Raw genomic sequence first — 20,300 nt, forward strand, 5'->3', positions numbered from 1 at the left:
GCAACTCCGGCATGTGTCGGGCAACGTTTCGCGCGATACTGGATCCTGAGTCGAAGGAAAGGACAATAGTCTTGCGGAAAGTGCTTATAGTCCTTTTGGTCATGGCTTCAGGCACGGCACTTGCCTCGTCGCCGGACGCCTGGGATGCCCTGTTCAGAAAGGCTGGAGAGGCCTGCCGGAAGGCCTCCGATCTGAAGGAGGCGAAAGTCGCCGGCAATCCCATCGACTTTCAGGACAGCGTCCTCGTCATCGTCGACGGACGCTGGCCGCAGCCTCACATGAAGAACGCGAAGGCGCGGTTCGCCTGCCTCTACGGCAAGCGGACCGGCAAGGCCGAGGCGCAGGAGATGCCGGCTCGACCCTAGCCGACCGAGATTCAGCCGCTCAGCGTCCGGCCGAGATCCAGCCATCGAGGCCATCGGCCAGGGCGTCGAACACGGCCCTGATCGGCGGAAGGCTTTTCTGGTCCCCATGCACGGCGAGCCAGCAGTCCAGATCCAGAGCGATCTGCTTCTGCAGGACGGGGATCAGATCCGGGTCCCCGCCGGCCATGGCCTTCTGCATCATGCCGATCCCCAGACCGGCGCGGATCGCCATGACCTGCGCGACATCGGAGTCGACGCGAAACGAGAAGATCGCCCGTGAAATCGGCAGGACACCCCCGGCCACTGAACGCGCCGAGTGATCATCGCGGTCGAAACCGACGATGTGGTGGGCCGTGAGTTCGTCCAGGGATCCCGGCAGTCCCATGCGGTCCACGTAGTGCCGATGGGCGAAGAGGCCGAGAGGCACGGTGCCGACCTTGCGCGCCACGAGCCCGTCCTGCTTCGGCCGGGTCATGCGTACGGCGATGTCGGCGTCCCGGCGCAGCAGGTCTTCGTTCCGGTTGTTGAGGGCGAGTTCGAGCACGATACCTGGCAGCCGCTCGCGCAGTCCCGCGAGGATGCCCGGCAGGACGAAGGTGCCCATGATCTCGCTGGCGGAGATACGCACGGTGCCCGTCGGCTGCTCGACGTCTCCGCCCGTATCCGCGGCGCGCAGGAGAGCCGCGAAGGACGTCTCCATCACCTCCGCGTGCGGGACCAAGCTCTGCGCGATCTGTGTGGGAACCAGGCCGCTGGCCGAGCGCGTGAACAGGGCGACGCCAAGCCCGGCTTCCAGCTCGTCGATATGGCGGCCGACGGAGGGCTGCGTGAGCCCCAGCGATCGCGCGGCCGCTGAGAGGCTGCCGCGCCGGACCACCGCCAGCAGCGTCCGGACCAGCGACCAGTCGGTGAACTCGATCATACGAAAATCTATAGCGACCCAACGGAGATAGGCAATTCCCGTAGCGGCACCCCTGGCCCATTGTCCCGGCCACAGGAGGTTGCCATGAGCAGCGACAATCAATCCGGGAAAACCGCACTGGTCCTCGGCATCACGGGCGGAATCGGGTCGGCGATCGCCACCGCCCTGGCGGGACGGGGCTGGACCATTCGCGCCTTGACGAAGCGACCAGCCAGCGGGAGGCCGTCGTTTGCCTTCCCGGTCGAGTGGCTGGAAGGCGATGTGCTGAATGCCGGCTCCGTCCGTTCGGCCGCAGTCGGAGCATCGCTCATCGTGCATGCCGTCAACCCGCCGGGCTACCGCCGCTGGCGCGAGGACGGCCTGCCCATGCTGGCCAACACCATCGAGGCCGCACGCGTGGCGGGTGCGACGATCCTCTTCCCGGCGAATGTCTACGTCTACTCGCGGTCCTCGCCGGAGACCGTCGACGAGACGGCGCCCCGCAGTCCGGAGACCCGGAAGGGGCGTGTCCGGATCGAGATGGAACAGATGCTCGAGCGAGCCAACCGGGACCACGGGATTCGCGTGATCGCGGTGCGGGCGGGCGACTTCTTCGGTCCGGGCGTCGTCGGCTCCTGGTTTTCGCAGGCTTTCGCCAAAGGTGGCCCGTCGCTCAAAGCCGTGCAGACGCTGGCGCCGGCCGGCACGGGGCACACCTGGGCCTACGTTCCCGACCTGGCGGAAACCTTCGCCAGGCTCGTCGACCGCGGCACCGCGATCCCGGCCTTCTCGCTCGTGCACTTCGCCGGCCACTACGACGCCACCGGTAGAGAGCTTGCGGATGCCGTGCGCCGGGCTACCGGACGACCGGACCTCCCGGTGAAGCCCTTCCCCTGGATCATCGTCTGGCTGGGAGCCCCGTTCTCGGCCTTCCTGCGGGAAGCGATCGAGATGATGTGGCTCTGGAAGAAGAGCCTCGCGCTGGACAATAGCCGGCTCCGGTCCCTGATCGGCGACGAACCGCATACACCGCTCGACGACGCCGTGAAGGCGTCGCTGCACGCCTAGCTCCCCATCCCTCTACCCACGGAGACACCATGTCGACCGCGACCCCCGCGGCGCCGGTCCCGCGCGCCGAAATCCGCTTGCTTGCCCTCCTGATCCTGGCCCAGGTGGTGCTATTCATGGTTCCGCTGATCGTCCTGGGACAGGCGATCGGCTGGCCCGCCAGCCTCCGTCTGCCCGCCGGGGAGATCCTGCCCCTGGTCGAAAGCCAGGCCCTGGCCGTGCAGGTCGGCTATTGGGGCTACCTGGCAACCGTCCTTGCCATGGTCCCGCTGGTTCTGGCCCTGCGCCGCCATGCTCATGCCGTCGGTGTACGGTCGCTCGCGGTCGACTGCATGACCGCCTTCGGCCTTGCCGCGGCCGTCCTGAAGTCGCTCGGCATCGTCCGCTGGCTCGTCGCGATGCCCAAACTCGCCGCCGTTTATGCAAGAACGTCCGATCCCGCGCTCCGCACCGCCATCGGAGCCACGTATGAGGGCCTGAACGGCTATGCCGGAAGCGTCGGGGAATTGCTGGGCGTGCAGCTCGTCTCCGGCCTGTGGATGATCTCTCTTGGCCTCGTCCTCGGGCGAACCGGCCTGCGGCTGAATGGCTGGGCGTCCCTGGCGATCGGAGCGGCTTTCGTGGCCTGCGCGCTGCGGACCCTGGTTCCCTCGCTCGGCGTTTTGCAGACGGCCCTTCCCCCCGTCGCGCTGGCCTGGCTGGCGGTGTTCGCCGTCACAGTGTGGCGGACGCGATAGGCCGGGTCATTCCGCGGCCACCGGCTCGGACTTCGGCAGCGTCGGATCCTTCTTCCGTTCCGACAGATGCTGCGACACGAGGCCCGCGAAGAGCACCAGCACGAAGCCGACCTGCTGCACGGTGAAGCCCAGCATCGTGAAGAAGTTCAGCCTCTGCTGGACGTGGTCCTTCCGCTCGACGAGCGTGTAGCGCTTGTCGATCATCTCGCCCTGCAGGCGGCGCGCCGCGATGGTGTCATCGCGCTCCATCAGGATGACCTTGTCCGCCTGCTCGCGATCGCCGGCCCGGGCACCCTCGGTGACCATGTCGTACTCCTCCTTGCGCGCGCGCCAGCGCTCGACCTGGGGATAGATCTCGGACAGGATCACGAGATAGGCGTGCCGCCGGTCGATATACATCAGCTCGCGAAAGGCAGACCGCGCCTGGTCCGGAATGCTCTGGTTCAGCGACAGAACCTGGATCAGCGTGCCGGTGGACTCGAAGAGCTGGAACTCGAACATCGCCCGCTCGATCATGTCGATGTGGCTGTTCGTGGAGCGGATGTCCTCGTCGATGTCGGCGATCTGCTTGCGCAGCCCGTCACCCACGCCGACCGAGGCGAGGCCTGCACCGATGGTCAGCGTGGCGCCGAGGACCGCATTGATGGTGCGCGCGGTCCAGAACTCACGTTTCGCAAGGGCGCCGATCCACTCGCCCACCCTTCGCAGTGCCTTCGCCATGTCCCGCGCTCCAGCGCCGCGGCACGAGCGTAGCTGTGCTGCGAACGGATTTCACGCGAGAGTTGAACGATCGATGATCGTCCGCTAGAGCCCGAAGCTGCCGAATATCGAGGCGCCGCGGTCTGCGGTTCCCGCCGCCGACCTGAACGGGGCGAAGAGCTCGCGGCCCACGCCTTCGTGCGAAGGCGCGAGATCCGCGACCGCAACCGTACGCGCGGCCCAGACAGCCGGCTCGACCAGGGCCTCCAGCCGTCCCGTCACGGCGTCGAGCCGCACCAAATCCCCGTCGCGGAGGAGCGCGATGGGACCGCCGTCGACCGCCTCCGGCGTCACGTGCAGGGCGGCCGGAACCTTGCCGGACGCGCCGGACAAACGCCCGTCGGTCACGAGAGCCACGCGGTGGCCACGCTCCTGCAGCACGGTCAGGGGCGGCATCAGCTTGTGAAGCTCGGGCATGCCGTTCGCCTTCGGCCCCTGGAAGCGGACGACGACGACGACGTCGCCGTCGAGCTCGCCCGCCCTGAACGCCTTCTGCACATCCTCCTGGCTGTGGAAGACACGGGCAGGTGCCTCGATCACATGACGCTCCGGTGCGACGGCCGAGGTCTTCACCACAGCCCGCCCGAGCGATCCGTCGAGCATCACGAGGCCGCCGGTGGACTGGAACGGCTCCGCCGCCCCGCGCAGCACGGCCGTGTCGCCGGACACCGTCGCGCCTGCACTCCAGACCAGCTCGCCCCGCTCGTCGATGCGCGGCTCCGTGGCATAGGCGTCGAGGCTACGGCCCCAGCTGGTGGTCACGTCGCGGTGGAGATAGCCCGCTCCGGTCAGCTCGCGGATCAGGAAGCCCATCCCGCCGGCCGCGTGGAAGTGGTTCACATCGGCCTTGCCGTTCGGGTAGACGCGCGTCAGCAGCGGCGTCACGGCGGAGATCTCGGCGAGGTCGTCGAGGCCGATCGCGATGCCGCCCGCGGCGGCCATGGCGATGAGGTGGATGGCGAGGTTCGTCGAGCCGCCCGTGGCGTTGAGACCGACGATGCCGTTCACAAAGGCCCGCTCGTCCAGCACATGCGCGACAGGCGTGTAGTCGTTGCCGAAGGCGGTGATCTCCAGCGCGCGCTTGGCGGCAGCCTTGGTGAGCGCCTCGCGCAGGGGCGTGCCGGGATTGACGAAGGAGGCGCCGGGCGCGTGCAGGCCCATGATCTCCATGAGCATCTGGTTGGTGTTGGCGGTGCCGTAGAAGGTGCAGGTCCCCGGCCCGTGATAGGAACTCGACTCCGCCTCCAGCAGCGCCTCGCGGTCCACCTTGCCCTCGGCATAGAGCTGGCGGATGCGCGCCTTCTCGTCGTTGGGCAGGCCGGATGTCATCGGCCCGGCCGGAACGAAGATCGCCGGCAGGTGCCCGAAGGCCAGCGCGCCGATGATGAGGCCGGGCACGATCTTGTCGCAGACGCCGAGATAGAGCGCCGCGTCAAACATCTGGTGGGAGAGCGCCACGCCCGTGGCGAGCGCGATCACGTCGCGCGAGAAGAGCGACAGCTCCATGCCGGCCTCGCCCTGGGTGACGCCGTCGCACATGGCCGGCACGCCGCCCGCGACCTGTGCAACGCCGCCGGCCTCGCGTGCCGCCTGCTTGATGAGGGCCGGGAAGGTCTCGTACGGCTGGTGGGCCGAGAGCATGTCGTTATAGGCGGTGATGATGGCCAGGTTCGGCGCATCCCCGTCGCGCAGGGCTGACTTGTCGCCCGGGCCGCAAGCCGCGAAGCCGTGCGCGAGGTTGGCGCAGCCGAGCTTCTTGCGCTTCGGACCCGACTCCGCGGCGCGGGCGACACGGTCGAGATAGCGCTGACGCGTCGGTCGGGAGCGCTGGACGATGCGGTCGGTGACGGCGGCGATGGCGGGGTTCAGGTCCATGGGGGAGCTCCTTCAGGGGCACCAGTAGACGCGCACGGGCGTCCTGTCCTGCCGCAGCACGGCACGTACGGGCATGTCCTCGACCGGCCCGTTGGCGAGCGCCTTGTCGAGAACGGCCTTCTTGTTCGCGCCCTCGATATGCACGCAGACGAGGTCGCTGGCGAGCAGCGCGGGCAGGGTCAGGGTGATGCGCGGCTCGCCGGCCGCAGGAGCGCGCAGCGCTTCCACGAGACGCGGCGAGGACGGGTCGATGGCGGCGGCGAGCGTATCGCCTCCCGGGAAGAACGAGGCGGTATGGCCGTCATCGCCCATGCCGAGGACGACACACGCAAACGGATGCGGCAGCCCCTTCACCATGGCCTCGACGGCGCCGCGCTCCTCGTCCGGAGTGCCGCCGGCACGGTAGAGCGGGTAGAAGGTCGCGGTCGCCGCCTCGTCGCGGATCAACCCGTCGCGCAGCAGCGCCGCGTTGGAGCGGGGTGAGTCCTCTTCGACCCAGCGCTCGTCCACGAGCGTCACGTCGACCCTGCTCCAGTCCAGCCTCCGCCGGGCCAGCACCCGGAGAAAACGGGCCGGGGTGCGGCCGCCAGACAGCGCGAGCGATGCCCGGCCGCCCTGGGCGAGACGCGCCGCCAGCCGTTGCTCGACGGTCGAGGCCAGCGCCTCGGCGAGCGCGTCGGGACCATCGAACTCGTGTCGAGCGGGGGTCATCTCACTCCCCGTCATCGTGCCAGGTGCGTCCGTCGCGCTCGATCAGGGCGACGGCGGCGGAGGGACCCCAGGTGCCGGCAGTGTAAGCCTTCGGCGGGTTCACGGATCCCCTCCACGCTTCCAGGATCGGGTCGACCCACCCCCAGGCGGCATCCACCTCGTCGCGGCGCATGAACAGCGTCTGCTTGCCGCGCACCACGTCCATCAGCAGCCGCTCATAAGCATCGGGGGCGCGCACGTTGAAGGCCTGCGCGAAGGTCATGTCGAGCGGCACATATTGCAGGCGCATGCCGCCGGGGCCGGGATCCTTGATCATCAGCCACAGCTTCACTCCCTCGTCGGGCTGCAGCCGGAGCACCAGCCTGTTGTTGACGACGGAGCCCGCCTGCGGTCCGAAGATCGAGAACGGGATGGGGCGGAAGTTGACGACGATCTCGGAGACGCGTGTCGCCAGCCGCTTGCCGGTCCGCAGGTAGAAGGGCACGCCCGCCCAGCGCCAGTTCTGCAGCTCGGCCTTGATCGCAACGAAGGTCTCGGTATGGCTGCTGTCGGAGCCGAGCTCCTCCAGATAGCCCGGCACCGCTCCGCCGGCGGATGCGCCGGCCTTGTACTGGCCGCGCACCGTGTTCTGGTCCATCAGCTCGGGCGGGATCAGCTTCAGCGCCTTCAGCACCTTCAGCTTCTCGTCGCGGACGGCATCGGCGTCCTCGGATGTCGGCGGCTCCATGGCAACGAGGCAGAGCAGCTGCAGGATGTGGTTCTGCACCATGTCGCGCAGGGCGCCGGACGTGTCGTAGTAGCCGGCACGGCCCTCGACCCCGAGCGTCTCGGCGACCGTGATCTGCACGTGGTCGATGTGCGCGGCGTTCCAGATGGGCTCGAACAGGGCGTTGGCGAAGCGCAGCGCCATCAGGTTCTGGACCGTCTCCTTGCCGAGATAGTGGTCGATGCGGAAGATCTGCCGCTCCTGGAAAACCTTTCCGACCGCGTCGTTGATGGCTCTCGCGCCATCGCCGTTCTTGCCGATCGGCTTCTCGACGACGACACGGGCATTCTCCGTCACCAGCCCATTGGCCCCGATGCGCTCGCAGATCGGGCCGAACAGGTCCGGCGTGACCGCAAGGTAGAAGGCACGGATCCGGTCCGGCGCCTGGTCGAGCCAATGCTTCAGCTCGGACCAGCCCTCGTCGCTCGTTGCATCGAGCGTGACGTGGCTGATCCGCGACAGGAAGCGGTCCATCGCAGCGGGGTCGCGGTCGCCCTGCGCGACGTACTTCTCCAGCGACTCGCGGACCCACCCGACATAGTCGGCACCGGTCATCCCGCGGCGGGACACACCGGCCACGCGGGCGTCGGGCGGGATCTGCCCCGCCCTGTCGCGCTGGAAGAGAGCCGGCATCAGCTTGCGGGCGGCCAGATCGCCGGTCGCGCCGAACACGACCATGTCGAAGGGATCGACCGTGATGGTGCGCGCCGTCATGTCCCTCTTCCTTTCCGCCGCCTGGCCCGCGCGAGGACGGGCCTATTCAGGGGATGCAATCGGCGGACCGCGCGGGGCGGTGCGCCGGTCCGGGGCCCCCCTATCGCGCTTTCACGGCAGGACTGCAACAGCCCGCCCGCCACCGCGCGGAAGCTTGAACGCCTACTGCACCACCTTGCCGGGGTTCAGGAGTCCGTCGGGATCCAGCGCCAACTTCACCCGCCGCATCAGCGCGAGTTCTGCCGGGCTCTTCGTCCGCGCGAGTTCCGCGAGCCGGTACTGGCCCACCCCGTGCTCCGCCGAGATGCTGCCGCCATGCGCGACCACCACGTCGTGGACGGCGCGGGTGATGGCGGCCCTGTCTTGCCCGGGCAGGAGCAGGACGTTGAAGTGAATGTTGCCGTCGCCCGCATGGCCGAAGGCGTTGAGCCTCATGCCGGGAAAACGCTCTTCCAGCATCGCCGCCGCCTCGGCGAGAAAATCGGGAATCCCCGAGACTGGAACGGAGACGTCGTGCTTGAGGCCGGCGCCCTCCTTGAGCTCCGCCTCGGTGATGTGTTCCCTGAGGGCCCAGATCTGCGCAGCCTGCGCGCCCGATTCGGCAACGACACCATCCAGCGCCTCGCCCGCGTCCAGCGCGCCGGCCAGCACCTCCTCCGCCGCCTCGCGCAGGCCGGAGAGGCTGGATCCCGCCTCCAGCAGCACGTACCAGTCCCCGCCGGGGCACGGGCAGGCGAGCCCGAAATGCCGTTCGACGATCGCCAGGGAAAAGCCGCTGATCAGCTCGAAGGCGCTGACCGTGTCGCCGAGCCCGTCCTGCGCGCGCTTCAGCAGGGCCATCGCGGCAGCCGGATCGGCTACGGCGAGGAGTGCCGTGACGGTCTCGCGGGGGCGGGGCACGAGGCGCAGGACAGCAACCGTCACGATGCCCAGGGTTCCCTCGCTGCCGATCAGCAGCTGCTTCCAGTCATAACCCGCATTATCCTTGCGCAGCCGGCGCAGCCCTTCAAGCCGCGTGCCGTCAGCGAGCACCGCCTCCAGCCCGAGCACGAGGTTCCGCGTCATGCCGTAGCGCAGCACATTGATGCCGCCGGCATTGGCCGCGATGATCCCGCCGATCTGGGCGGAGCCCTCGGCCGCGATGCTGACCGGCAGCAGCCTGCCTTGCGCGGCGGCAGCATCCTGCGCCGCCTTCAGAACGCATCCCGCCTCCGCCTCCAGCGTCAGGCCGACGGGGTCGACCGAGCGCACGGCGTTCATCCGCGACAGGGACAGGACGATGCATGGCCGTTCGGCAGCGGGGCCGGACACCGCCGGAACGCCGCCGGCCGCAAGCCCGGTATTGCCGCCCTGCGGCACGATGGCGACGCCTGCCTCCCGGCATGCACGCACGACCGAGGCCACTTCTGCGCTCGTGCGCGGCCGGACGGCCGCCATCGCGGCACCCTTCCACTGGCCGCGCCAGTCGACGAGGTAGGGCGCGAGGTCGGCCGGCTCCACCACCACGTGCGCGTCACCGACGATGGCGGCGAGCCTTGCCAGCATCCCATCCGTGGCCGCCATGCCTCGCACTCCCGCCGACTGCGTCAGGACGGGCACCCATGCGCCGCCCATGCTTGGCTCTGCTTCAGCATGCCGATTAAGGTCATGCAACACCGGCACGTCGAGACGCCGGGTTGAAGGGGAGTGGAGCGCATGGCGTCGTTTCTGGGTCTGGATATCGGCACCTCCTCCGTGAAGGCGGTGCTGCTGGACGAGAGCCAGCGCACGCTGGCCGAGGCCTCCGCCCCTCTCACCGTATCGCGCCCCCACCCGCTCTGGTCCGAGCAGGATCCCGAGGACTGGTGGACGGCGACGCTCGCCGCTGCCGAAGAGGTGAGGCAGGCGGCCCCCGACGCCTTCCGGCAGCTCGCGGGAGTAGGCCTCTCCGGACAGATGCACGGCGCCACGCTCCTCGACGAGGCCGGCCGCGTCCTGCGGCCCGCCATCCTCTGGAACGACGGGCGAAGCTATGCGGAATGCGCCGAGCTGCACCGGCTGGTGCCTGACCTGACGCAGCGCGCGGCGAACATCGCCATGCCCGGCTTCACCGCGCCGAAGCTCTTGTGGGTGAAGCACCACGAGCCGGAGGTCTTCGCGGCGACGCGGACGGTGCTGCTGCCAAAGGACTACGTGCGCTGGCGGCTGACCGGCGTCTATGCGAGCGACATGTCGGACGCGGCCGGGACGCTCTGGCTCGACGTCGCCGGCCGCCGCTGGGACGAGACGCTGCTCGCGGCAACCGGCCTCGGCCTCGCCAACATGCCGGACCTCGTCGAGGGCAGCGCCGTCTCGGGCCATCTGTCCAAGGACATGCAGGCCCTCTGGGGCCTGCCCGGGCCCGTGCCCGTAGCAGGAGGCGCGGGCGACAATGCCGCTTCCGCGGTGGGCATCGGCGCAGTCGCCGCCGGCGACGGCTTTCTGTCGGTCGGTACGTCGGGCGTCATCTTCTCGGTCACGGATCGTCTCGCCGCCAAGCCCGAGCGCACGCTCCACGCCTTCTGCCACGCCCTGCCGGGGCGCTGGCACGGCATGGCTGTGATGCTGTCGGCCGCGGCCGCACTCACCTGGACCGCCGAGCTCGTCGGCAAGGGTGGGCACATAGGCGGCCTTGTCGAGGAGGCCGAGGCCTTCGCGGCCGATCCCGAGGCGCGGGCAACGGCGCCGCTCTTCCTGCCCTACCTGTCGGGGGAGCGGACGCCACACAACGACGCCGAGGCTTCCGCGCTGTTCGCGGGCTTGCGCGCCCAGCACGGCCGCGCCGCCCTCGCCTACTCGACGCTTGAGGGTGTTGCCTTCTCCTTCGCCGACGGCCTGTCGGTGCTCGAGGACGCGGGAGCGCGGCCGACGAGCTGCATGCTGGTCGGCGGCGGGGCGCGCAGCCGCTTCTGGGCGCAGATGCTGGCGGACGTCACCGGCCTCGCCCTCGATCTGCCGCAGGGTGCGGAGACAGGAGCCGCTTTCGGCGCCGCCCGCCTCGGCATGCTGGCGGCAGGTGCGGGTTCGGAAGCGGAGATCTGTGCCCGCCCGCCGATCCGCGAACGGTTCGAGCCCAATGCAGGCGCCCACGAGGCCGCGACGCCGAGGCTGAGGCGCTACCGCGCCTTCTACGCGGCGGAGCACGCGATTCGAAACGCCACCTGAGGGGTGTGGAACAAGCGGCGCGCGGACGGCGTTTGAGCCAGCCTGTACGGCAGGGCCTTCCAGGCCGGCAGGCTGACGACGAGGCCTCCCGCCATGACCGATACCGTCCGGGGTCACACCCACCAGAAACGCAGGACCATGCCGGGCAGCGACCGGGTCTTCCTGGCGCTCCTCGCCGTGGTTGGCGCCGTTGCCGCCTCGCGCCGCCCGCCCCCGGCCAGGCGTCCCGTGGAACGCAGCCGCGAGGATCCCTCCGGTGATCCGCGCCTGCAGGGACGCGAACCGCCTGGCACCGGAGCCGGGCGCGCCGCTGCCGAGGGCGACAGCCGGGGACGTTATGCCGAGGCGCCCCAGCACATCCCTGCGGCAGGCTGGAAAGACATCCTGCTGCGGGTCTGGAAAGAGGCGTCGAAGGACCGCCTGGTGTCAGTGGCCGCCGGGGTCACCTTCTACGCCCTGCTTGCGATCTTCCCGGCCATCGCCGCGCTGGTCTCGCTCTACGGTCTGTTTGCCGACCCGGCCAGCATCTCCACCCACCTTCAATCCATGCAGGGGGTCCTTCCCGGAGGCGCGCTGGAGGTGGTCGGCGATCAGGTCACGCGAATCTCCAGCCAGCCACGCGAATCGCTCGGTTTCTCCTTCGCCCTCGGTCTCGCCATCTCGCTGTGGAGCGCGAACGCCGGCATGAAAGCGGTCTTCGACGCCCTCAACGTCGTCTATGACGAGGAGGAGAAGCGCAGCTTCATCAAGCTCAACGCGGTGTCGCTGTTGTTCACCGTCGGGGCCATCCTTCTGCTCATCGCCGCCGCGATTGCGGTCGTCGTTGTTCCGATCGTGCTGAACTTCGTCGGCCTCGGCCCTGCGGCCGAAATCCTGATCCGCCTCGCCCGCTGGCCAATCCTGCTCGTCGCGATCGCCGTGGCGCTGGCGGTGCTCTACCGCTACGGCCCCAGCCGCGACACGCCGAAATGGCGCTGGATCACGTGGGGCAGCGGCTTCGCCTCCGTCGCGTGGATCGTCGCATCCGCGCTCTTCTCCTGGTATGCGGCGAGCTTCGGCAGCTACAACGCCACCTATGGCTCGCTCGGCGCTGTCATCGGCTTCATGACCTGGATCTGGATCTCGGCCATCGTCATGCTGCTGGGAGCCGAGCTGAACGCCGAGACGGAACACCAGACCGCAGCCGATTCCACGACCGGTCCGACGCAGCCTCTTGGAGCCCGGGGCGCCAACATGGCCGATACGGTGGGCAGGTCCCAGGGCTGACCGAAACTGCCCCGGTTCGCTGCAAGCGGAACCCGGGCCGTCTCCGAAGGTTGTCGTGCGCGCCGGCGGCGGCCCGGCCGAGGCCCGCGCGCACCGCAGCTTCCTTCGGGAGACCATTCCCATGCTGAAATGGGCCCTCATCTTCCTCGTGATCTCGATCGTCGCCGGCTTCCTCGGCTTCACCGGCATATCGGCCGCGGCGTCGCGGATCGCGAAGATCCTCTTCGTCCTCGCGCTGATCGTCTTCGTGATCTTCCTCGTTCTCGGCCTGATGGCGGGCGAGGCGATCTTCTGATTCCTCGCGCGGCGGGTTCGCCCTCGAGCGGATCCGCCGCGGCGACGGAACTCCTCTCCTGATTGTGAGTTTTCGTACATATCGAAGCGACCATCGGGAGATACGACCATGGGTCTGGGACGTTCCGCCTTGCTATGGCTCCTGGGAGTTCCAATTCCCATCATCGTTCTTCTTTGGCTGTTCTTCCGATGAACGTTGGTCGAGAGGTCAACAGCACACTCGGGAGGTCGGACGTGAGCCAGCACAAGTTCAAGGTCGGCGAGGCCGTGCGCATCGTCGTCTCGACGGATCTGAGGCAGGCCGTGAAGCGCGAACGCTTCAGGGTGCTGAGGCAGCTGCCGGAAACCCCGACCGGGGAGCCTTCCTATCGCGTCAAGGGCGAGAGCGAAGGCTTTGAACGGCTCGTCGGCGAACGCGAGATCGCCTCCTTCTGAGGAGGTCCGGCCGCGCGCGCAAAACGCGAGAAAGCCCGGAGGCGGCATGCGCCGCCCCCGCGAGCCTGGGCGATGGAAGGTGAGCGATGATGGCCGAAACAGCCGGGACTGGAGCGGAAGACCGCCTGCGCAAGGAGGCCATGCGGCACGGGTCCGGAGATGCCGGAGCGGGCCTGTGCAAGCGCGACGAAGATGCCTTCATGGACCTGCTGGGCGGCGCGCACTTGGCCGACGCTGAGCGGAAGGCATTGTACGACGCCTACAGCACGAGTTTCGACAGCATCTCCAGGCGCGAAGTGCTGGTGGACGCGGCCTCCGCCATGTCCTTTCCCGCTTCCGATCCACCCTCCTACATGGGCGGTGCATCGGTTGCCGGCGCACCCGACAAGCAGACGCCGGCCGAGAAGGTCAGCACCAGGGTGTCCGACGAGCAGGAAGTGGCGCCGCTGGTCGACGATGCCGCCTCGGCTGGCCGCAAGGCCTCCTGACGTTCAGTTTTGCGCAGCCAGCGCCACGGATCCCCGAGCGGCGGGCGGCACTGACCACTCCAGGCGCTCGACTCCTTCAGATCCGACCGCGCCAAGGTGCTCGGCCACGCTACGGCCGGCAATGACGGCGTGCGGAGCTATCTCGGCCAGCGGAACCAGCACGAACGCGCGCTCGGCAAAGCGCGGATGCGGCAGCAGCAGGCCGGGCCCCGAACGCGACGCATCACCATGGGCGATGAGATCGATGTCCAGCGTGCGCGGTCCCCAGCGGACCTCCCGGCTGCGGTCCCGGCCCAACTCGGCCTCGATCAGGTGGGCCGCATCGAGAACCGCTTCGGGTTGCAGGTCCGTTCGAAGCCACACAACCAGGTTCAGGAACCAGTCCTGCGGCACGGGCCCCACCGGCTCGGTGCGGTAGTAGGACGAGCGCGCCGTCAAGGACGTGTCCGGCAGGGCGGCGAGCAGCTTCACGGCAGCATCGACCAGCGCCTTGCGGTCCCCGAGATTGCTGCCGAGTGCGAGAAATGCGTCAGAGGGCACGGCGCCGCTCCACCGTGGCCTCGATGTCGGCAAGGACAGCTGCGACGGGCGCAGACGGCTTGTGAACGGTGACGGCCACGGCCTCCACCTTCGGAAAGCGCGCCAGGATCGCGTCCGCGACCGAAGCTGCCGCGGCTTCGATGAGGTTGAAGTCCCGACCGGTGAATGTCTGCAGCGCGGTCTCGGTCAGTTCGCCGTAACAGGTGCTGTCGGCATACCGGTCGCTTTCAAGCGAGCCGTTAGGGTCGGCCGTGACCACGAGGTCCATCGTGAAACGCTGGCCCAGCTGGCGCTCCGCGACGTGAACCCCATGGCGGGCGAAGGCCGCAATGCCCATGATCCGGAAGACGACCTTGCTCATGCGGCACGCGTCTCCCGCATTTTCTCCAACGGCGATCCCTCGCAGGGCCAGACGCCCCGGAGCCTGTCGGTGATCCGCGCCGCCTGCACGGCTTCCGCCACGTCGTGGGCCCGGATGATCGACGCGCCCGCGAGGATGCCGGCCGTGTGGAGCGCGATCGTTCCCGGAAGGCGCTGGCCCTGGGGCGCCGGCACGATCTTGTCGATCATCGACTTGCGCGAGCAGCCGAGCAGAACCGGGCAGCCGAGCCGGCGCCGGATCTCTCCGACATGGGCGACCAACATGACGTTCTGCTCCAGCGTCTTGCCGAAGCCGATGCCCGGATCCACCGCGATGCGATGGCGGGCAATGCCTGCGGCATCGGCCAGCTCGAGTGAGCGGTGCAGGAAGGAAACGACCTCCTCCAGCATGTCGGTGGAGGGATCGATCGTCCTGCGATTGTGCATGACGACGAGACCGGCGCCAGTTTCGGCGACCGCGTCGGCCATGGCGGGATCGTGCTGAAGTCCCCAGACGTCGTTGACGATGGTCGCGCCGGCGGCAACGGCAAGGCGGGCGACCGATGCCTTGTAGGTGTCGATGGACACCGGGACGGGAAGCTCCGCGGCCAGGGCGCGCACCACGGGAATGACCCGGCGCGCCTCCTCGTCCGCGTCGACAGGCTCCGACCCGGGCCGGGTCGACTCGCCGCCGACATCGACGATGTCCGCTCCCTCCGCGACCATGGTCTTCCCATGCGCGATGGCGCGGCCGTGCTCGGCGAACAATCCGCCGTCTGAGAAGGAGTCCGGCGTCACGTTCAGCACGCCCATGACGAGCGTGCGGTCGCCCGAAAAGCCGGTCGCCGTGTCGTAAGCCGGAGAGAGAGCAGCACTCATGGCGGGCACGTTAGCCGTAGCGCGGGCTGGTTTGCCACTGTATGCGGCCAACCTTGTCCTGCAGCCGACCTTCTCCCCTCAGTCGAGGCGATAAATGCGACGTGCCGTGTCGCGATACAGCATCTGCTTTTCGTGCTGCGACGCACCAGCGACGATCTCGTCGAGGATCTCGACCCAGACCGGGTAGGGATGGGTGAGCTCCGAGACGGTCCAGTCGCTGCCATACATCACCCGGTCGAAGCCGAAGCTCTCGATGCAGTGGGCCGCGTACGGCTTCACCTCCTCGCGCGACCAGTGCGTGTGATCCGCCTCGGTGATGACCCCGGACAGCTTGCAGACGACGTTGGGAAGCGCCGCCATCTCGCGGATCTGCGTCCACCACGGCTCCCTGATGCCGAAGCGGATGTCGGGCTTGCCGATATGGTCGAGCACGAAGGTCACGTCGGGGCATCGCCGGGCGAGCTCCAGCGCGTAGGTCATGGCCCAGTTCTTCACGCAGATGTCGAACGTCATGCCGTAGCGCGGCAGCAGGCGCACAGCCTCGAGGAACGACGGTTCGATGCAGAAGGAAGGGTCGACCGCACCCTGGATCAGCTTCCGAACGCCGCGCACGAGCGGCCGCTGCGCAAGCGCTTCCAGGTCCTGTTCGACCCGCGGCCCCTTCTGCAGGGGCGCATGGGCGACGATGGCCTGGATGCGGGGATCGCGGGCGGCGAGATCCTGGACGAAGTCGGCTTCCGCGAGATGCTGGCCCGGCGCCACGTCCACCTCGACAAAGACGATGCCGTCGACATTCACGGGGCCCCGCGCCTCATCGAAATCCGACGTGACGTAGGTCCGGTTGATCTTCGGCACCTGCGCCAGCCAGTCGTAGCGCAGGCGCGCCACGTCGTAGAGATGGACGTGGCTGTCGACGATGGCGAAATCCGGCACGCTGTCCTCCCACCGGGCGTTCCTGACGCTGGGTCTGTACGCCCCTGCCGCCCCGGAGCGAATGAACCATGCCGGGGCTGCGCCCTCAAGGCACCGGCTTCCGGGTGTTGGTGAATGGAGCATTGACCTTTTCGTAATATGTCAAATGCAAACCTCTCAAATTAAGTGCTGAGCGTTTACGCGGTCAAATGCGGGCCGGGTAAATCATGGCATCGAGAGGGAAGTGCGACATGTCCGACAGTGAGCCGACGAAGGTGATCAGGGTCGACTTCCGGGTCGAGCCGGGTCAGGTGCTGCCGGAGCCGGAGCCAGAGCCGCAAGCAGAACCGGCCGGTGAGGCGCCGAGTCCCGTGCCGGACCTCATCGCGCTGGTTGCGCGTGTGTCTCACGTTCAGGTTGCTCAGGGCGAGCAGACCGCCACCATCGTCCAGCAGCTTCTGCTGATGAACCGCCTTCTGGAGCGGCAGGCGCAGGAGATCATCGATCTGCGCCGCCGTGTCGAGCAGCTCTCCATCACACGGAGCAAACCCAGGGCCGTGTGAAGCGGCCGCTCAGGACACCCACTCGCCTCCCCGCATCACCGGCTCCCGTTCCCCGGCCGCCGTGATGCCGTCGACGTCGATCCTGTTGGACCCGATCATCCAGTCGATGTGGATCAGGCTCGCATTACCGCCGCGGGCCGAAATCTCGTCCTTCGACAGCTTGGTGCCGCCAAGCAGGCACTTGCTGTAGGACTGCCCGAGCGCGATGTGGCTCGCTGCGTTCTCGTCGTAGAGCGTGTTGTAGAAGAGAAGCCCGCTGTCCGAGATGGGCGATGTGAAGGGTACGAGCGCCACCTCGCCGAGCCGGCGCGCGCCGTCGTCGATGTCCAGCACCTGCCTGAGCACGTTTTCGCCCTTGCTGGCCTTTGCATCGACGATGCGGCCGCCCTCGAAACGTACCTCGATGTCGTCGATCAGCGTGCCCTGGTAGGACAGCGGCTTGGTCGATCGCACCGTTCCGTGCACGCGATCCTTGTGGGGAGTGGTGAAAACCTCCTCAGTCGGAATATTGGCGTTGCAGACGATGCCGTTCTGCGCCGTCGTCGCGCCGCCGTTCCACTCATGGCCATCGGCCAGGCCGACCTCGAGGTCCGTGCCGGGTCCGGTGAAGCGGAGCGCGGCGTAGCGCTTGCCGTTGAGCAGCGCGGTGCGTGCCGCGAGGTTGCGGTTGTGCTGGGCCCAGTCGGAGATCGGGTCGGCTCCATCGACGCGCGACGAACGGAAGATGGCGTCCCACAGCTTGGCGACGGCGACGCTCTCCTCCTCGCCGGGGAAAACCGTGCGGGCCCAGGCCGGCGTGGAGCAGGAAAGAATGCTCCAGTTGGTCGCAAATCCGGCGATCAGTTCGAGCGCCGGCTGGTAGGCGATCGAGCGGGCGCGATTCGCACGCGCGACCTTGTCCGGGTCCTGCCCGGACAGGAGATTGGGATCGTCGCCGACGACGGCGAGGCGGGCTGCGCCGTTCTGGAAGGCCTTGGCCATGCCCTCGAACAGCCAGCCGCTCGCCTTGTCAAAGCTCTCGTCCGGCGCATGCCGGTAGCGCATCAGCGTGGCGACGTCGTCGCCGATCAGGGTCGTCACCAGCGATGCGCCGGCCCTGTAGGCGTGCTCGGTGATGCGGCGCACGAGCGGGATCGCCTCGACGGGAGCCGTCATCACGACCTCCTGTCCCTTCTGAAGGCCAAGGCCGACCCGCACTGCTGTTTCAGCGAGCCTGTCGAGGCGGGCTTCGTGGGTGAGGGGAGCATCGGCCTGCGGCCGGGCATGCGTGTTCATCAGCGGGTCCTCCGGTGCGGCCCCTGCCGCCGGTGTTTGCGCCATGGTCCGACTTTCGGATCCGGAAGGAAAGCCGCTTCGCGGTCGCGGTCCGACACAGGTTGCGAATGCAAATTCCCGTGAGCGCAACTGGCGAACGCGGCTGCGTCAGCTGGGCCTTCGAAAGATGGCGCGTGTCGACGATCATCTTGACGGAATGTAAGCAACTTCGGCTTAACCCGGTCAGTGGGGACCGCGGACGGCCCGGCTATGCCGGCCATGATGTGGGAGGACGTGCATTGAAACGATCCGTCGAGGCGAAGGCAGCGGCGCCGGCAAGGCCCCGCTGGTCGGTGGACGGCAGCTTGCGGACACCCGCAATTCTGATTGTCGACGACTTTCCGCCGATGCTGAAGATCCTGCGGGCACAGCTCGCCGAGATTGGCCTGACCGACGTCGACGTGGCGGGGGGCACCCGTCAGGCGCTGGCCGCCTTGCAACACCGCGACTACGACCTTTTGATCCTGGACCACTATCTCGGCGACAGCACGGGCCAGGAGATCCTGGCCTCGCTGGCCGCCGGCCCTCGCGACGGCGAAACGCCCTCCATCATCATCACCGGCGAACCCGAGCGCGCGGCGCGGGATATCGGCTCGATGCTGGACTGGCTCCGCAAGCCCTTCAACGCGGCGCAGCTTCTCAACCGCATCGAGAGCACTTGCCCGCATTGGCGCATGGCGGACTGAAGGCTAAGGCACAACCTCCCGTTGTTGTGCACGGGAGGTTTCGCCTCTTGATTTAGTTCATGTGCAATGGAACGCTCACGCTTGCTGCTGAATCGGCTTCGGCGCATCACGGCGATGACGCCGGCTACCTGATCCTTGGGAGCGTTTCGATGACGGACTATCTCGCGGATGTGAAGAAATACACGGCCAAGCCGGACGAGGCGGCGGTGAAGGGGCTCGAGAAGTATCTCGGAATCGCGCTTCGCAACAAGGATTCCGCGCTGGTCGCCATGTCGGATCCCGACGAGACCAAGCGCGTGCGCGAAAACTTCCTCAAGAAGAAGCTCGGCCTGACCGCGACGGACGCGGAGCTCGACGGTGCCATCAAGGCCGTTGCCGAGAAGATGAAGGGCGACAGGACGAAGTCCCGCCTCACCGTCTACTACCTGCTTGCCGAGCACTACGGGAAGCTGACGCAGTTCGCCTGAGCGGCATGACGCTGGACGAGCGATAGGGATCCACGGCCGAGGGCGCCGCGGGTCCCTTGCTTTTCTGTGTTGCTATTTCACGACCGGGATCTTGGTCCGGTCGATGGTGACGGCCACTGCTCCGATGAGCACCGCGCCGAAGACGATCTGCTGGGCGAAGACGTCGACGCCCACGAAGGTCATGCCGATGCGCACGACCGAGACGATCAGCGCCCCGACGAGCGTGTTGAGAACGCTGCCCACGCCGCCCGTCAGCGCCGTCCCGCCGACGCAGACGGCCGCGACCGCCGGCAGCAGGAACTCGTTGGCGAGGGTGGGCGACCCGGCCGACAGCCTGGCGCCCATGACCGCGCCGGCGAGCGCCGCGAGCGCGCCGGAGATGATCAAGGCCAGCACCTTCACCTTCTCGACGGGCACGCCGGCTACGAGCGCGGCCGGCTCGCCCGAGCCCACCGCAATGCTCCAGCGTCCGAACACCGTGAAGCGCTCGACGAAGAGGCAGAGCACGAGCACGACGAGACCTGTCCAGACCTCGTTCGGCACACCGCCCGTCGTCCCGACGAAGAGCGAGAACGTCGTCTCCCGCGTGTCGGGAGGAATCGGGATCGAGCGCGTGCCCGACAGGATCAGCGCCGCCGCAGCCGCGATGCCCGACACGGCCAGCGTCGCGATGAAGGAGGGGATGCGCAGGCGTGTCTGGGCGAGGCCGCTGAGGATGCCGCACAGCACCCCGGTGAGAAGCGCGAAGACGATGGAGAAGCCGCCCCACTGCGCCAGCGTCACCGCCATGACGACGCTCGCCAGCGACGCGACCGACTGAACGGACAGGTCGATGCCCCCCAGCATCACGACGAAGGTGATGCCGGCCGCCATGACGAACAGGGTCGCCGTGTCGGCGAGCAGCAGCAGCAGCGTGTTGGGCTGCAGGAAGGTGGGCGAGAGAGAGCCGACGACGATGACGAGGATGACCAGCGTGATCGTCGGGGCGAGGGAGCGCAGGCGGGCCGGGAGCGTCAC

At 68.1% G+C, this 20,300-nt stretch carries 23 protein-coding genes; 11 read left to right on the top strand and 12 right to left on the bottom strand.

What is annotated here, in order from left to right; all coding sequences use genetic code 11:
* Window positions 1–71 precede the first annotated feature (71 nt).
* Window positions 72–365 carry a hypothetical protein gene (locus AC5JCN_RS14135; protein ID WP_495755707.1) on the top strand — a complete coding sequence of 98 codons (294 nt, stop codon included), beginning with the start codon at window positions 72–74 and terminating at the stop codon, window positions 363–365.
* 19 nt (window positions 366–384) lie between these two features.
* Here AC5JCN_RS14135 and AC5JCN_RS14140 read toward each other — a convergent pair whose 3' ends face one another.
* Window positions 385–1,287 carry a LysR family transcriptional regulator gene (locus AC5JCN_RS14140; protein WP_495755708.1) on the bottom strand — a complete coding sequence of 301 codons (903 nt, stop codon included), beginning with the start codon at window positions 1,285–1,287 and terminating at the stop codon, window positions 385–387.
* 84 nt (window positions 1,288–1,371) lie between these two features.
* Between AC5JCN_RS14140 and AC5JCN_RS14145 the strand changes: the two genes are divergently transcribed.
* Together AC5JCN_RS14145 and AC5JCN_RS14150 are read left to right on the top strand one after the other, a co-directional pair.
* Window positions 1,372–2,334, top strand: coding sequence for an NAD-dependent epimerase/dehydratase family protein (locus AC5JCN_RS14145; protein ID WP_495755709.1), 963 nt, complete (start codon window positions 1,372–1,374; stop codon window positions 2,332–2,334).
* A 29-nt stretch (window positions 2,335–2,363) separates the two neighbouring features.
* The gene (locus AC5JCN_RS14150) at window positions 2,364–3,071 is read left to right on the top strand and encodes a hypothetical protein (RefSeq protein ID WP_495755710.1); all 708 of its coding nucleotides are present in this window, start codon (window positions 2,364–2,366) and stop codon (window positions 3,069–3,071) included.
* Window positions 3,072–3,077: 6 nt separating this feature from the next.
* Here the strand turns inward: AC5JCN_RS14150 and AC5JCN_RS14155 are convergent, their stop codons facing one another.
* The 5 genes from AC5JCN_RS14155 to AC5JCN_RS14175 all read right to left on the bottom strand — a co-directional run bounded on the left by AC5JCN_RS14155 (window position 3,078) and on the right by AC5JCN_RS14175 (window position 9,459).
* Window positions 3,078–3,791: a hypothetical protein gene (locus tag AC5JCN_RS14155; protein WP_495755711.1), complete on the bottom strand. Its 714-nt coding sequence runs from the start codon at window positions 3,789–3,791 to the stop codon at window positions 3,078–3,080.
* Window positions 3,792–3,875: 84 nt separating this feature from the next.
* Complete coding sequence (edd, locus tag AC5JCN_RS14160) at window positions 3,876–5,705, bottom strand: phosphogluconate dehydratase (RefSeq protein WP_495755712.1); 1,830 nt, start codon at window positions 5,703–5,705, stop codon at window positions 3,876–3,878.
* A gap of 12 nt (window positions 5,706–5,717) precedes the next feature.
* Complete coding sequence (gene pgl / locus AC5JCN_RS14165; protein WP_495755713.1) at window positions 5,718–6,416, bottom strand: 6-phosphogluconolactonase; 699 nt, start codon at window positions 6,414–6,416, stop codon at window positions 5,718–5,720.
* A gap of 1 nt (window position 6,417) precedes the next feature.
* Complete coding sequence (gene zwf / locus AC5JCN_RS14170; RefSeq protein WP_495755714.1) at window positions 6,418–7,896, bottom strand: glucose-6-phosphate dehydrogenase; 1,479 nt, start codon at window positions 7,894–7,896, stop codon at window positions 6,418–6,420.
* A gap of 162 nt (window positions 7,897–8,058) precedes the next feature.
* The gene (locus AC5JCN_RS14175) at window positions 8,059–9,459 is read right to left on the bottom strand and encodes an FAD-binding oxidoreductase (RefSeq protein ID WP_495755715.1); all 1,401 of its coding nucleotides are present in this window, start codon (window positions 9,457–9,459) and stop codon (window positions 8,059–8,061) included.
* A 132-nt stretch (window positions 9,460–9,591) separates the two neighbouring features.
* On the opposite strand from AC5JCN_RS14175, the gene xylB reads away from it, so the two are divergent.
* The 5 genes from xylB (at window position 9,592) to AC5JCN_RS14200 (ending at window position 13,562) form a co-directional block, all read left to right on the top strand.
* The gene (xylB, locus tag AC5JCN_RS14180) at window positions 9,592–11,079 is read left to right on the top strand and encodes a xylulokinase (protein WP_495755716.1); all 1,488 of its coding nucleotides are present in this window, start codon (window positions 9,592–9,594) and stop codon (window positions 11,077–11,079) included.
* 93 nt (window positions 11,080–11,172) lie between these two features.
* A complete protein-coding gene (locus AC5JCN_RS14185; protein WP_495755717.1) occupies window positions 11,173–12,345 on the top strand; it encodes a YihY/virulence factor BrkB family protein in 1,173 nt (390 codons plus the stop codon).
* Window positions 12,346–12,466: 121 nt separating this feature from the next.
* Window positions 12,467–12,640: a DUF1328 domain-containing protein gene (locus AC5JCN_RS14190; RefSeq protein ID WP_495755718.1), complete on the top strand. Its 174-nt coding sequence runs from the start codon at window positions 12,467–12,469 to the stop codon at window positions 12,638–12,640.
* A gap of 233 nt (window positions 12,641–12,873) precedes the next feature.
* Window positions 12,874–13,074: a hypothetical protein gene (locus AC5JCN_RS14195; RefSeq protein ID WP_495755719.1), complete on the top strand. Its 201-nt coding sequence runs from the start codon at window positions 12,874–12,876 to the stop codon at window positions 13,072–13,074.
* Between the two features lie 86 nt (window positions 13,075–13,160).
* Entirely contained in the window at window positions 13,161–13,562 is a 402-nt protein-coding gene (locus tag AC5JCN_RS14200; RefSeq protein WP_495755720.1) for a hypothetical protein, read from the top strand.
* Between the two features lie 3 nt (window positions 13,563–13,565).
* Here the strand turns inward: AC5JCN_RS14200 and folK are convergent, their stop codons facing one another.
* The 4 genes from folK to AC5JCN_RS14220 form a co-directional block, all read right to left on the bottom strand.
* Window positions 13,566–14,102, bottom strand: coding sequence for a 2-amino-4-hydroxy-6-hydroxymethyldihydropteridine diphosphokinase (folK, locus tag AC5JCN_RS14205; protein ID WP_495755721.1), 537 nt, complete (start codon window positions 14,100–14,102; stop codon window positions 13,566–13,568).
* Entirely contained in the window at window positions 14,092–14,463 is a 372-nt protein-coding gene (gene folB, locus AC5JCN_RS14210; RefSeq protein WP_495755722.1) for a dihydroneopterin aldolase, read from the bottom strand. The genes folK and folB overlap by 11 nt, the downstream gene beginning before the upstream one ends.
* The gene (gene folP, locus AC5JCN_RS14215) at window positions 14,460–15,341 is read right to left on the bottom strand and encodes a dihydropteroate synthase (RefSeq protein ID WP_495755723.1); all 882 of its coding nucleotides are present in this window, start codon (window positions 15,339–15,341) and stop codon (window positions 14,460–14,462) included. Before folP ends, folB begins: the two co-directional genes overlap by 4 nt.
* Before the next feature lie 78 nt (window positions 15,342–15,419).
* Complete coding sequence (locus tag AC5JCN_RS14220) at window positions 15,420–16,274, bottom strand: amidohydrolase family protein (protein ID WP_495755724.1); 855 nt, start codon at window positions 16,272–16,274, stop codon at window positions 15,420–15,422.
* A gap of 230 nt (window positions 16,275–16,504) precedes the next feature.
* Here AC5JCN_RS14220 and AC5JCN_RS14225 point away from each other — a divergent pair, with 230 nt between their 5' ends.
* Window positions 16,505–16,816, top strand: a complete 312-nt coding sequence (locus AC5JCN_RS14225; RefSeq protein ID WP_495755725.1) for a hypothetical protein — start codon at window positions 16,505–16,507, stop codon at window positions 16,814–16,816.
* Between the two features lie 9 nt (window positions 16,817–16,825).
* Here the strand turns inward: AC5JCN_RS14225 and AC5JCN_RS14230 are convergent, their stop codons facing one another.
* Window positions 16,826–18,091 carry an aminopeptidase gene (locus AC5JCN_RS14230; RefSeq protein ID WP_495755726.1) on the bottom strand — a complete coding sequence of 422 codons (1,266 nt, stop codon included), beginning with the start codon at window positions 18,089–18,091 and terminating at the stop codon, window positions 16,826–16,828.
* Between the two features lie 173 nt (window positions 18,092–18,264).
* Here AC5JCN_RS14230 and AC5JCN_RS14235 point away from each other — a divergent pair, with 173 nt between their 5' ends.
* Complete coding sequence (locus tag AC5JCN_RS14235) at window positions 18,265–18,816, top strand: response regulator (protein WP_495755727.1); 552 nt, start codon at window positions 18,265–18,267, stop codon at window positions 18,814–18,816.
* Window positions 18,817–18,965: 149 nt separating this feature from the next.
* A complete protein-coding gene (locus AC5JCN_RS14240) occupies window positions 18,966–19,283 on the top strand; it encodes a DUF2853 family protein (RefSeq protein ID WP_495755728.1) in 318 nt (105 codons plus the stop codon).
* Between the two features lie 72 nt (window positions 19,284–19,355).
* Here AC5JCN_RS14240 and AC5JCN_RS14245 read toward each other — a convergent pair whose 3' ends face one another.
* On the bottom strand, window positions 19,356–20,300 hold the full coding sequence (locus AC5JCN_RS14245) for an ABC transporter permease (protein WP_495755729.1): 945 nt from the start codon (window positions 20,298–20,300) through the stop codon (window positions 19,356–19,358).

The organism is Alsobacter sp. (genome assembly GCF_059501845.1).